Consider the following 12,586-nt stretch of genomic DNA (forward strand, 5'->3'; position numbering starts at 1 on the left):
GTAGAAATAAAGGGACCGAAGTCCCTCTTATCATACGATGATAATATTAATCATCTGTATCAGTGTAGTCTTCCGATGGGTCTATCTGCGGTTTACCGCCAGATAAAGTATGGAAGCGTTTTGGACGGTTAATACGGCTAGAATATTTTGTCCAAACTTTTTCTTCTGGGGTAGCCGGTTCACGTTCACCACGGCATACAGCGACGAAAAGTTTTTCTTCTTCTGTCTGAGGTGCACGTTTACCTGTATCAAGCTCATTAAAAGCTTGGCCGAGACGTTCTAGCAACTGAGCTTCTTTAATGGTGAAATCACCATGACGAGAAAAGCCACGTGGGTAATGTTTGTTATCAAAAAAACGATTAGTCGTGATGAAGCTATCTGCCATCTGACACACTCCTAACTTATTACAGTCAAACTCTATATGGCGCGGAGTATTAGACAGCATTGACAATCTGTAAAACAAAACATTTAAATCATCACGACAAAAATAATTGGAGATGCATGTGGACAGCGAGTTATTGAGAACTTTTTTAGAGGTCAGTAAAACTAGGCACTTTGGTCGAGCCGCAGAATCACTCTATTTAACGCAATCAGCGGTTAGCTTCCGTATTAGGCAATTAGAAACACAATTAGGTACAAGCCTATTTACGCGGCATAGAAACAATATCCGGTTAACAGCTGCCGGAGAAAGGCTTGTTCCATATGCTGAATCGTTAATGAATACCTGGCTGCAAGCTAAAAAAGAAATATCTCATGCCTCACAACACACAGAGCTTTCTATTGGTGCAACAGCTTCACTTTGGGAAGGTTATCTAACTGACTGGGTAGAAGAACTTTATAATCAACATGATGAACTACGGCTCGAAGCTAGGGTTTCAACGCGCCAGTCTCTTGTTAAGCAACTACATTCTAGAGAATTAGACTTATTAATCGCAACTGAACCGCCTAAAATGGATGAGTTTGAAAGTACAATCATCGGTACGATTGACTTACAACTCATGGCTTCCCAAAAAAATATTGCACTCACAAAATATAATTTTATAAGGCTTGAATGGGGTGCTGACTTCCATCCAAAAAATGAACCTTCATTAACTCAAGATGACACACCTGTTATGATCACTACCTCAGCCCATATTACCCGCCAATTACTTCCTGTATCGCTTTCAGCGGCATTTTTACCTGCTCATTGGGTATATCAATATCCGGGCTTAAAAACGCTCTCAGAAACCTCAATAAACAAACCTTTGTATGCAGTTTGGCTCCAGAAAAACGATCAGCAAGCTCTTATCAATCAACTGATTAAAACTCCAATAAAAAATGCACAGTTAAGTGAATAAAAAATAAGAAGGTGAGTAACAAATCCACTCACCTTCCTATGATCCCATAAACAAACTATAGATCTCTGCAAAATAATCTTAATTGATACTTCATTTTGCTTTTTAATAAGATATATCAATAACAGATAACTGACCAATATTCATACAGCAATACAATGATATTTTGCTTTTTCAGCAAGATAATTTTTGAGCTTAATAAAAATTAAACTACCAACTTTATATATACTCTCATTTTTCTAATTTAAATATTGAGCACAACAAAATATCATTCAACCTGTGAATACTATTGAGAAGTATAAAGTCGTAAGTAACAACTCACTGATGATGCGAAAAATAAATATAAGATGGTGAAAATAAAAAGTAGCTAGGAGAACGTAACATCACAGTGTATTTAAATAGTGAATACGATTAAGAGATACAAAACAGTGGGATGGTTAATGGGATAAAATAAATTGAAAATTAGCAGAAGGGGAAAATAACTTTATATTTATAGTCATACGAATAAAGAAAAACCCGATTAAGCTAATCGGGTTATCAATAGATACTTCTTTTATTATTACTTAATTGGTAACTGGCAGGGGCGGAGAGACTCGAACTCCCAACACCCGGTTTTGGAGACCGGTGCTCTACCAATTGAACTACGCCCCTAAATTAAGTGGCGGAACGGACGGGACTCGAACCCGCGACCCCCTGCGTGACAGGCAGGTATTCTAACCAACTGAACTACCGCTCCACTTATTCTTTTGCCTTTCGGCTGTTTACTGCTTATTGAGCAATAAACCTTTAATTAATGTCTGGCAGTTCCCTACTCTCACATGGGGAGACCCCACACTACCATCGGCGCTACGGCGTTTCACTGCTGAGTTCGGCATGGGGTCAGGTGGGACCACCGCGCTATTGCCGCCAGACAAATTCTGTTTGTTCACGTTTAGCTCAACACACTTTCGGTATTTGCTAAACCTAAACTTCAATCTTGAACAAGCTGCTGTGTCCTTCACCTTCCGGCTTCTCACTTCTCGAAAACAACTCTATCTCTCTAAAACACCTTCGGTGTTGTCAGGTTAAGCCTCACGGTTCATTAGTATTGGTTAGCTCAACGTATCGCTACGCTTACACACCCAACCTATCAACGTCTTAGTCTTAAACGTTCCTTTAGGACTCTTAAAGAGTCAGGGAAGACTCATCTCAAGGCAAGTTTCCCGCTTAGATGCTTTCAGCGGTTATCTCTTCCGCACTTAGCTACCGGGCAATGCCATTGGCATGACAACCCGAACACCAGTGGTGCGTCCACTCCGGTCCTCTCGTACTAGGAGCAGCCCCTTTCAATCTTCCAACGCCCACGGCAGATAGGGACCGAACTGTCTCACGACGTTCTAAACCCAGCTCGCGTACCACTTTAAACGGCGAACAGCCGTACCCTTGGGACCTACTTCAGCCCCAGGATGTGATGAGCCGACATCGAGGTGCCAAACACCGCCGTCGATATGAACTCTTGGGCGGTATCAGCCTGTTATCCCCGGAGTACCTTTTATCCGTTGAGCGATGGCCCTTCCATTCAGAACCACCGGATCACTAAGACCTACTTTCGTACCTGCTCGAGCCGTCACTCTCGCAGTCAAGCTGGCTTATGCCTTTGCACTAACCGCATGATGTCCGACCATGCTTAGCCAACCTTCGTGCTCCTCCGTTACTCTTTGGGAGGAGACCGCCCCAGTCAAACTACCCACCAGACACTGTCCGCACCCCGGATAACGGGGCAACGTTAGAACATCAAACATTAAAGGGTGGTATTTCAAGGTTGGCTCCATGCAGACTGGCGTCCACACTTCAAAGCCTCCCACCTATCCTACACATCAAGGCTCAATGTTCAGTGTCAAGCTATAGTAAAGGTTCACGGGGTCTTTCCGTCTTGCCGCGGGTACACTGCATCTTCACAGCGAGTTCAATTTCACTGAGTCTCGGGTGGAGACAGCCTGGCCATCATTACGCCATTCGTGCAGGTCGGAACTTACCCGACAAGGAATTTCGCTACCTTAGGACCGTTATAGTTACGGCCGCCGTTTACTGGGGCTTCGATCAAGAGCTTCTCCTTACGGATAACCCCATCAATTAACCTTCCAGCACCGGGCAGGCGTCACACCGTATACGTCCACTTTCGTGTTTGCACAGTGCTGTGTTTTTAATAAACAGTTGCAGCCAGCTGGTATCTGCGACTGGCTTCAGCTCCATGGGTAAACCACTTCACCTAATGCCAGCGTGCCTTCTCCCGAAGTTACGGCACCATTTTGCCTAGTTCCTTCACCCGAGTTCTCTCAAGCGCCTGAGTATTCTCTACCTGACCACCTGTGTCGGTTTGGGGTACGATTAATGATAATCTAGAGCTTAGAGGCTTTTCCTGGAAGCGGGGCATGAGCTACTTCATCACCGTAGTGACTCGTCATCGGACCTCAGCATGTAGTGAACCGGATTTGCCTAATTCACCTGCCTACATCCTTAAACCGGGACAACCGTCGCCCGGATAGCCTAGCCTTCTCCGTCCCCCCATCGCAATTATCACCAGTACGGGAATATTAACCCGTTTCCCATCGACTACGCATTTCTGCCTCGCCTTAGGGGTCGACTCACCCTGCCCCGATTAACGTTGGACAGGAACCCTTGGTCTTCCGGCGTGCGGGTTTTTCACCCGCATTATCGTTACTTATGTCAGCATTCGCACTTCTGATACCTCCAGCATGCCTCACAGCACACCTTCACAGGCTTACAGAACGCTCCCCTACCCAACGAACGTATCCTTAAACTGACTGCCTGACGTTTCCGCCTCGACTTTGTTGGACGCATTGACGTCGCTTCGCTCCGTCAATCGTTTTGATACATTTGAGTATCACTTAATCAGTTTAAGTGATACGTTCGCTGCCGCAGCTTCGGTGCATAGTTTAGCCCCGTTACATCTTCCGCGCAGGCCGACTCGACCAGTGAGCTATTACGCTTTCTTTAAATGATGGCTGCTTCTAAGCCAACATCCTGGCTGTCTGAGCCTTCCCACTTCGTTTCCCACTTAACTATGACTTTGGGACCTTAGCTGGCGGTCTGGGTTGTTTCCCTCTTCACGACGAACGTTAGCACCCGCCGTGTGTCTCCCGTGATAACATTCTTCGGTATTCGTAGTTTGCATCGAGTTGGTAAGTCGGGATGACCCCCTAGTCGAAACAGTGCTCTACCCCCGAAGATGAGTTCACGAGGCGCTACCTAAATAGCTTTCGGGGAGAACCAGCTATCTCCCGGTTTGATTGGCCTTTCACCCCCAGCCACAAGTCATCCGCTAATTTTTCAACATTAGTCGGTTCGGTCCTCCAGTTAGTGTTACCCAACCTTCAACCTGCCCATGGCTAGATCACCGGGTTTCGGGTCTATACCCTGCAACTCATTCGCCCAGTTAAGACTCGGTTTCCCTACGGCTCCCCTATTCGGTTAACCTTGCTACAGAATATAAGTCGCTGACCCATTATACAAAAGGTACGCAGTCACCCTGATAAATCAAGGCTCCCACTGCTTGTACGTACACGGTTTCAGGTTCTATTTCACTCCCCTCGCCGGGGTTCTTTTCGCCTTTCCCTCACGGTACTGGTTCACTATCGGTCAATCAGGAGTATTTAGCCTTGGAGGATGGTCCCCCCATATTCAGACAGGATAACACGTGTCCCGCCCTACTCGTCGAGTTCACAACACTAACACCTTCGGATACGGGGCTATCACCCTTTACTGCCGGACTTTCCAGACCGTTCTCCTGATGCTAATGCTGATTAAGACTCTGGGCTGCTCCCCGTTCGCTCGCCGCTACTAGGGGAATCTCGGTTGATTTCTTTTCCTCGGGGTACTGAGATGTTTCAGTTCCCCCGGTTCGCTTCGTTTGACTATGTATTCATCAAACGATAGTGCAACGAATTGCACTGGGTTTCCCCATTCGGAAATCGTCGGTTGTAACGGTTCATATCACCTTACCGACGCTTATCGCAGATTAGCACGTCCTTCATCGCCTCTGATTGCCTAGGCATCCACCGTGTACGCTTAGTCGCTTAACCTCACAACCCGAAATTGTTTCAACGTTCACCTTATGTCATGGCTGTGCGTGCATTCCTTCTTTGTAGGGCAGTGCTCGCAATGCTCACACTTATGTATGTTGCGCTTGCTGTGCGCTGGCCGCCGCGAAGGACTGACTGCTCGCTCATGCCACTCGCTAAAAGTGACCGAAAAATTATCAGGTCTGAAATTTTGAGAGACTCTCACATTGTTTAAGCGATAAACAATGTGCGTTGTTTTCAATTTTCAGCTTGTTCCAGATTGTTAAAGAGCATAATTGTTAAACCAACTACAATATAATTGACTTAATCATTATTGGGGACATCGTCTTTCACTCGATATCGGCGCAATTGGCGTCCCCTAGGGGATTCGAACCCCTGTTACCGCCGTGAAAGGGCGGTGTCCTAGGCCTCTAGACGAAGGGGACACGAAAATCACAAAAACTTTTGTGCTTTCATGTAAGTCCTATTCTCTCGAATAAGTCTCCCACGTATAGCCTATTGCTCTACTTTCTATCAGACAATCTGTGTGAGCACTTCACAAAAACACTTCAATGGTAAGGAGGTGATCCAACCGCAGGTTCCCCTACGGTTACCTTGTTACGACTTCACCCCAGTCATGAATCACAAAGTGGTAAGCGCCCTCCCAAAGGTTAAGCTACCTACTTCTTTTGCAACCCACTCCCATGGTGTGACGGGCGGTGTGTACAAGGCCCGGGAACGTATTCACCGTAGCATTCTGATCTACGATTACTAGCGATTCCGACTTCATGGAGTCGAGTTGCAGACTCCAATCCGGACTACGACGTACTTTATGAGTTCCGCTTGCTCTCGCGAGGTCGCTTCTCTTTGTATACGCCATTGTAGCACGTGTGTAGCCCTACTCGTAAGGGCCATGATGACTTGACGTCATCCCCACCTTCCTCCGGTTTATCACCGGCAGTCTCCTTTGAGTTCCCGACCGAGTCGCTGGCAACAAAGGATAAGGGTTGCGCTCGTTGCGGGACTTAACCCAACATTTCACAACACGAGCTGACGACAGCCATGCAGCACCTGTCTCAGAGTTCCCGAAGGCACTAAAGCATCTCTGCTAAATTCTCTGGATGTCAAGAGTAGGTAAGGTTCTTCGCGTTGCATCGAATTAAACCACATGCTCCACCGCTTGTGCGGGCCCCCGTCAATTCATTTGAGTTTTAACCTTGCGGCCGTACTCCCCAGGCGGTCGATTTAACGCGTTAGCTCCGAAAGCCACTCCTCTAGGGAACAACCTTCAAATCGACATCGTTTACAGCGTGGACTACCAGGGTATCTAATCCTGTTTGCTCCCCACGCTTTCGCACCTGAGCGTCAGTCTTTGTCCAGGGGGCCGCCTTCGCCACCGGTATTCCTCCACATCTCTACGCATTTCACCGCTACACATGGAATTCACCCCCCTCTACAAGACTCTAGCTGACCAGTCTTAGATGCCATTCCCAGGTTAAGCCCGGGGATTTCACATCTAACTTAATCAACCGCCTGCGTGCGCTTTACGCCCAGTAATTCCGATTAACGCTTGCACCCTCCGTATTACCGCGGCTGCTGGCACGGAGTTAGCCGGTGCTTCTTCTGTCGGTAACGTCAATCGTTGATGATATTAGCATCAACGCCTTCCTCCCGACTGAAAGTACTTTACAACCCTAGGGCCTTCTTCATACACGCGGCATGGCTGCATCAGGCTTGCGCCCATTGTGCAATATTCCCCACTGCTGCCTCCCGTAGGAGTCTGGGCCGTGTCTCAGTCCCAGTGTGGCTGATCATCCTCTCAGACCAGCTAGGGATCGTCGCCTAGGTGAGCCATTACCTCACCTACTAGCTAATCCCATATGGGTTCATCCGATAGCGCAAGGACCGAAGTTCCCCTGCTTTGCTCCTTAGAGATTATGCGGTATTAGCTACCGTTTCCAGTAGTTATCCCCCTCTATCGGGCAGATCCCCATACATTACTCACCCGTCCGCCGCTCGTCAGCGAGAAGCAAGCTTCCCCTGTTACCGCTCGACTTGCATGTGTTAGGCCTGCCGCCAGCGTTCAATCTGAGCCATGATCAAACTCTTCAATTAAAAAGCTTGATGCTCAAAGAATGTTTACTGTCGTATGTCTTCTTGCGAAAACATATTACCTATTAGTTCATATATATGAATTAACGTGTTAGTCACTCTTCAAGACTTAAAATCAAATATTTTTTTGATAGTGTCCTATGAGTGCCCACACAGATTGTCTGATAAATTGTTAAAGAGCGTTGCGACATTTCTTTTTTTTGAAATTCGACTCAGTTTTTATTAACTTAGGTCGTTGTCGCGAGGTGTCGTATATTACGTTTTTTATTTAGAAAGTCAAGTGTTTATTTTCAAACTTTTTCTTTCTCACCTCTGTTATCACTGGGTTACGAAGTTTTCTTCTAACCGGTTTGTCGTGACAACGGATGCGCATTATAGGGAGCCTTCAGAATTACACAACCTTTTTTTTAAAAAAAAACTCTGTTTGCGGATAAAATAGCCACCTTGTGCTTTTTCACCGCATAACGGTTATAAAAGAAACGACTTCATGCCTATAATTCTAACTTTAGCAACCTACTCGCTCATAAATTCATAATGAACTAATGAGTTATTTAACTGCTATCTTTTATTTCTTTTTTACGGTTATCACTATGAACACACTTTTACGTCCTTATTTAGGTATTTACCCTTCTATTAATGCACGCGTTTTCATTGACCCATCTTCTGTTGTAATTGGAGATGTTCGCATAGCTGATGATGTCAGTATTTGGCCTCTCAGTGTTTTGCGTGGAGATGTTAACTATATTTCTATTGGCGCGCGCACTAATATTCAAGATGGCTCAGTTCTACATGTCACACATAAATCCGCAAGTAACCCTGAGGGGAACCCGTTAATTATTGGAGAAGATGTCACCATTGGTCATAAAGTTATGTTACATGGTTGCACTATAGGAAATAGAGTGCTGGTTGGAATGGGTTCAATTGTCATTGATGGAGCTATAGTGGAAGATGACGTTATTATTGGGGCTAACAGTTTAGTAACTCAAGGAAAAAGACTCGAATCCGGTTACTTATATACAGGGAGCCCAGCAAAAGCCATCCGAAAATTGACTGATGCTGAGTTAGGTCATTTACGTTATTCAGCGAATAACTATGTCGAATGGAAAAATAACTATTTAGCATCTGATAATATGTAAAACCCATCGTAATCATCGAGGCCTTGTTCAATCAAGGCTTCAAACTCTTCTTCTATATCCCATCGATGCTGCTGAAATAAACTCAAAGGTGTTTCTTCTTTACCATAACGTTGAAATAACAATGACTGAGAAATTGCACATTCCGCAAGCATTCCGCTGATCAACACAGGAAAGCGTACTTGCTTGGATAGCGCATCCCACTCTTCTCTATCAGGGAATTGAATTTGCTGATTCACCCTTTCAATTCCTTATATAAGGCAGATAGAACAGGTGTAATTTCAGGAAGAATGCCATGCCATAGTTTAAAAGAAAACGCGGCTTGCCCTACTAGCATACCTAGGCCATCGGCTATTTTAGTCACTTGATGTTGAGTCGCAAACTCAAGGAAGGGCGTTAATGATGATTGATAAAACATATCATAACATGCAGCTTGATCGCTAAACACATTTGGATTGATTGCAGGAACCTCTCCACTTACACCAGATGAAGTCGCATTGATAATCAGATCAAAATCAGCAGATACGATCTGTGAGATCTCTTTCCCGCACATTTTACCTAGTGCTGAAAATTCATTAACTAATAATTCAACCTTAGAAAAGGTTCTATTTGTCAAAGTGATATCACAGCCATATTCTAAAAGTGGCAATAATGCTCCACGTGTCGCACCACCAGCACCAATCATTAATATTCGGCTATTTGGATGAACAAACTTTAAACGTTGTAAATCTAACAAAAGCCCCATTCCATCGGTGTTGTCGCCCAACAATCGATTATCATCAAGCTTCATCACCGTATTAACAGCGCCACAAACTTGAGCTCTTGCAGTTAATTCAGAAACAGCCTGAAAAGCACGCTCCTTAAATGGCAAAGTAATGTTTGCGCCCTTTCCACCCTGAGAAAAAAAACCTATTAGACTTTGTTCGAATCCCTCGATTGGTGCTAGGACTTTTTCATATTCAAGGGCAACCCCTGTTTGCTCTGCAAACATTTTATGTATAACAGGTGATTTACTGTGTTGAATTGGATTACCAAAAACCGCAAACATTTCCATCAATATTATCCTTTACGATATAATTGCCCTGTTTTTGCATCTCTTATTTCAGATGGGTTTTGACGACCACCGACCATTCCATCAAGAACAGGAATACTCCCGTTGAACTGTGCAATAACATCTTCAGTTGTCCTACAAGGCTCTAACCCACTTAAATTAGCACTTGTAGATACCAAAGGTTTGCCATAATGACGGCATAATTTTTTTACTAATTCATGGTCTGTAACTCTCACTGCGATAGTATCAAACCGACCTGTCAACCATTTTGGAGTCGTTACTTTTGCCGGGATCACCCATGTTACTGGCCCCGGCCATGTTGCAAACATCGCTTGCTTTTGTTCTTCTGTTAGTTGCTCATCATCTATATAGTCTTTTAATTGCTCGTAGCTATCAGCGATAAGGATTAATCCTTTTTCCCAAGGGCGTTGCTTTAACTCTAATAACTTATATACCGCTGTTTCACTATCAGGGTCACAACCTAAACCAAATACGGCTTCTGTTGGATAGGCAATAACCTCCTCATGTTGTAATGAACTAATAATACTTTCAATTGCAGGTGTAGATATATTTGACATAGTTTTAACTCATTATTCTTCTTGTTGTTTACCGCAGCGTTTGCTGGCACAAAATAATCTTACTCCCTGTCCCCCCCTTTTTTCCATAAGTAATGGATACTCACAATACTTACATTTACCATTAATAGGCTTATTATTTAATATAAACTGACAGTTAGGGTAATTGTCGCAAGCATAAAAAGTCTTACCATAACGCGATTTTCTCTGTAATAAATTCCCTTTTTGGCATTGAGGACAAGAAATTTTAGTTTCATCCGGTTTATCAATTAGCTCAATATGTTCACATTCAGGATAATTACTACAACCAATAAACATGCCAAATCGGCCTTGCTTAAGCACTAGGTCGTGACTACATTTAGGACAATGTTGACCTTCTAATACTTTAATTATATGACTTTCCACCGTAGGTCTTAGCGGTCTCATATAATGACATTGTGGATAACTTGAACAACCTAAAAAAGGCCCATGTGAACTATTGCGGATAACAAGCAAAGAATCGCATTCTGGACAATGTTCATTTTTTTCTGTATCGAAAGGCAGTTGTTTAGACATGTTTTTCTCTACTGTTGCTTTTAACTAAGTTACTCTGGTATACCCACCAGCCCCCGAGCTAACTACCCCATTAATTTCCATCTCAGTTAATATGGTAATAATTTGAGTAACTGGAATTTGGGTTTGTTCTGCAATGACATCTACTGGTGTCGCTTGGTACCCAACCATACCTAAAATTTTATTTTCTACCACATTAAACTCAAGTGGTGCCTGTTCTATAGGTAATTCGGTTTGTATCCAATTTAACCCATCACCTATATGCTGTAAAACATCCTCAGGTTCAGCTAATAGATAAGCTCCCTGCTGTAATAACCAATGGTTGCCATGAAATGCAGAGTTACCTAATGGAGCAGGCAATGTAAATAAGTCGCGGTTTTGCTCTAATGCATACCTAGCGGTTATCAGTGAGCCACTTTTCATCCCTGCTTCGATTACAATAACTGCTTTACTTAACCCACTAATAATACGGTTTCTCTTGGGAAATTGTTTAGGTAATGGTGGTGCATCAGGCCAATATTCTGAAATCAAAGCACCATAATTTTTGATTTTTTCAGCCAATTCAGTATGTTGACGTGGATAAATATTCGCTAACCCGCTACCTAAAACCGCAATTGTTTCACCTCGATTATCAAGGGCAGCCTTATGGCTTATACCGTCGATACCTAATGCAAGCCCACTGGTGATGGTTATACCATGATGGACAAAGCTCTTCACAAATAGGTTAGTCCATATTCTGCCGTATTCACTTGCTCTACGACTTCCAACTACAGCAATTTGTGGCGTTACCAATAATTCACTTTTTCCCACGACAAATAATAAAAGAGGAGGACGGTAAATTTGCTTTAATAAAAAAGGGTAATAGGAATCACAGAAAGTAATCATTTGATGATGTTTATTTGAAAGCCATGCCTGTACTTTCTCAAGCCGGTGCATAGAGACATTCATAAACTGTAATTGCTGTATTTCATTCAAACCATGATGGTGTAAAGTCTGATAGCTAATTTTATTTAGTTGTTTTAGCTCATTAATTATTCTTACTGCATTCAGAGGTAATAACCTTTTAACCTGTGACATTCTTAACCAAATTTCTTGGATATTCATTATTGTCATCCTGACTCATCAACAAATAGGTTCTTCAGTGAACAAATCATAACCAATACTGTCAATATGAATGAGAAATGTCTAGAATAGTCATTAATTCCCATTCACATTTTGGAAACTGCTCGAAAAATTTATGTCAGTCTTAAACGTATTACATTACCCAGACGAACGCTTACGCACAATTGCTAAGCCAGTAGACAAAGTTGATGCTTCTATACAGCGTATCGTTGATGATATGTTCGATACCATGTATGAAGAAGAAGGTATTGGCCTTGCAGCAACACAAGTTGATATCCACCAGAGAATCATCGTTATTGATGTGTCTGAAACTCGTGATGATCGCTTAGTTCTTATTAACCCTGAATTACTAGATAAATCAGGGGAAACGGGGATCGAAGAAGGTTGCTTGTCTATTCCAGAACAACATGGCTTCGTCCCTCGTGCTGAGCAGGTAAAAATTCGCGCGCTAAACTATAACGGAGAGTCTTTTGAACTGGAGGCTGATGGTTTATTAGCTATCTGTATCCAACATGAGATGGACCACCTTGTTGGTAAACTATTCGTTGACTATTTATCGCCTTTAAAACGTCAGCGCATCCGCCAGAAAGTTGAAAAGTTAGACAGACTAAGAGCAAAAGAAGCCAAAAATAGCTAATTCGCTACA

General features: G+C 43.5%; 9 protein-coding genes, 3 tRNA genes and 3 rRNA genes. 3 read left to right on the forward strand and 12 right to left on the reverse strand.

Annotated features, from left to right (window positions below; genetic code table 11):
- Positions 1–46: 46 nt before the first annotated feature.
- Positions 47–385: a DUF413 domain-containing protein gene (locus P3L44_RS19495; RefSeq protein ID WP_036958821.1), complete on the reverse strand. Its 339-nt coding sequence runs from the start codon at positions 383–385 to the stop codon at positions 47–49.
- 112 nt (positions 386–497) lie between these two features.
- On the opposite strand from P3L44_RS19495, the gene hdfR reads away from it, so the two are divergent.
- Positions 498–1,337, forward strand: a complete 840-nt coding sequence (hdfR, locus tag P3L44_RS19500; RefSeq protein WP_004906133.1) for an HTH-type transcriptional regulator HdfR — start codon at positions 498–500, stop codon at positions 1,335–1,337.
- A 572-nt stretch (positions 1,338–1,909) separates the two neighbouring features.
- On the opposite strand, the gene P3L44_RS19505 is transcribed toward hdfR, so the two are convergent.
- From P3L44_RS19505 to P3L44_RS19530, 6 genes are all read right to left on the reverse strand, one after another.
- Positions 1,910–1,985: transfer RNA gene (locus tag P3L44_RS19505), tRNA-Trp, on the reverse strand.
- 8 nt (positions 1,986–1,993) lie between these two features.
- Positions 1,994–2,070: transfer RNA gene (locus P3L44_RS19510), tRNA-Asp, on the reverse strand.
- Positions 2,071–2,129: 59 nt separating this feature from the next.
- A 5S ribosomal RNA gene (gene rrf / locus P3L44_RS19515) occupies positions 2,130–2,245 on the reverse strand.
- Positions 2,246–2,394: 149 nt separating this feature from the next.
- A 23S ribosomal RNA gene (locus P3L44_RS19520) occupies positions 2,395–5,416 on the reverse strand.
- A 349-nt stretch (positions 5,417–5,765) separates the two neighbouring features.
- Positions 5,766–5,841 (reverse strand) — tRNA-Glu (locus P3L44_RS19525).
- Positions 5,842–5,971: 130 nt separating this feature from the next.
- Positions 5,972–7,510, reverse strand: a 16S ribosomal RNA gene (locus tag P3L44_RS19530).
- Together the 16S, 23S and 5S rRNA genes with 3 tRNA genes alongside form the textbook arrangement of a ribosomal RNA operon.
- 587 nt (positions 7,511–8,097) lie before the next feature.
- Here P3L44_RS19530 and P3L44_RS19535 point away from each other — a divergent pair.
- Positions 8,098–8,643 (forward strand): gamma carbonic anhydrase family protein, encoded by a 546-nt coding sequence (locus tag P3L44_RS19535; RefSeq protein WP_036959227.1) that lies wholly within the window; start codon positions 8,098–8,100, stop codon positions 8,641–8,643.
- Here the strand turns inward: P3L44_RS19535 and P3L44_RS19540 are convergent.
- From P3L44_RS19540 to dprA, 5 genes are read right to left on the reverse strand one after another with little or no spacing between them, the layout of a single operon-like run.
- Positions 8,619–8,879: a DUF1488 domain-containing protein gene (locus tag P3L44_RS19540; RefSeq protein WP_140172949.1), complete on the reverse strand. Its 261-nt coding sequence runs from the start codon at positions 8,877–8,879 to the stop codon at positions 8,619–8,621. The genes P3L44_RS19535 and P3L44_RS19540 overlap by 25 nt on opposite strands.
- Positions 8,876–9,694, reverse strand: a complete 819-nt coding sequence (gene aroE / locus P3L44_RS19545; RefSeq protein WP_272662824.1) for a shikimate dehydrogenase — start codon at positions 9,692–9,694, stop codon at positions 8,876–8,878. Before aroE ends, P3L44_RS19540 begins: the two co-directional genes overlap by 4 nt.
- A gap of 5 nt (positions 9,695–9,699) precedes the next feature.
- Positions 9,700–10,269 carry an L-threonylcarbamoyladenylate synthase type 1 TsaC gene (gene tsaC, locus P3L44_RS19550; protein WP_096865179.1) on the reverse strand — a complete coding sequence of 190 codons (570 nt, stop codon included), beginning with the start codon at positions 10,267–10,269 and terminating at the stop codon, positions 9,700–9,702.
- A gap of 12 nt (positions 10,270–10,281) precedes the next feature.
- Complete coding sequence (locus P3L44_RS19555; protein WP_036959223.1) at positions 10,282–10,821, reverse strand: type I DNA topoisomerase; 540 nt, start codon at positions 10,819–10,821, stop codon at positions 10,282–10,284.
- Positions 10,822–10,845: 24 nt separating this feature from the next.
- Positions 10,846–11,922 carry a DNA-processing protein DprA gene (dprA, locus tag P3L44_RS19560; protein WP_140172945.1) on the reverse strand — a complete coding sequence of 359 codons (1,077 nt, stop codon included), beginning with the start codon at positions 11,920–11,922 and terminating at the stop codon, positions 10,846–10,848.
- A 133-nt stretch (positions 11,923–12,055) separates the two neighbouring features.
- On the opposite strand from dprA, the gene def reads away from it, so the two are divergent.
- On the forward strand, positions 12,056–12,577 hold the full coding sequence (def, locus tag P3L44_RS19565) for a peptide deformylase (RefSeq protein WP_140172944.1): 522 nt from the start codon (positions 12,056–12,058) through the stop codon (positions 12,575–12,577).
- Positions 12,578–12,586 lie beyond the last annotated feature (9 nt).

The sequence above is a fragment of the Providencia sp. PROV175 genome (assembly GCF_032707045.1).
Taxonomy (GTDB): domain Bacteria; phylum Pseudomonadota; class Gammaproteobacteria; order Enterobacterales; family Enterobacteriaceae; genus Providencia; species Providencia hangzhouensis.

Bases quoted from the DNA above. Each gene is read 5' to 3' on its own strand.
- P3L44_RS19555 (WP_036959223.1), bottom strand. From the start codon at position 10,821: ATGTCTAAACAACTGCCTTTCGATACAGAAAAAAATGAACATTGTCCA.
- def (WP_140172944.1), top strand. From the start codon at position 12,056: ATGTCAGTCTTAAACGTATTACATTACCCAGACGAACGCTTACGCACA.
- P3L44_RS19535 (WP_036959227.1), top strand. From the start codon at position 8,098: ATGAACACACTTTTACGTCCTTATTTAGGTATTTACCCTTCTATTAAT.
- dprA (WP_140172945.1), bottom strand. From the start codon at position 11,922: ATGAATATCCAAGAAATTTGGTTAAGAATGTCACAGGTTAAAAGGTTA.
- P3L44_RS19495 (WP_036958821.1), bottom strand. From the start codon at position 385: ATGGCAGATAGCTTCATCACGACTAATCGTTTTTTTGATAACAAACAT.
- tsaC (WP_096865179.1), bottom strand. From the start codon at position 10,269: ATGTCAAATATATCTACACCTGCAATTGAAAGTATTATTAGTTCATTA.
- aroE (WP_272662824.1), bottom strand. From the start codon at position 9,694: ATGGAAATGTTTGCGGTTTTTGGTAATCCAATTCAACACAGTAAATCA.
- hdfR (WP_004906133.1), top strand. From the start codon at position 498: ATGCATGTGGACAGCGAGTTATTGAGAACTTTTTTAGAGGTCAGTAAA.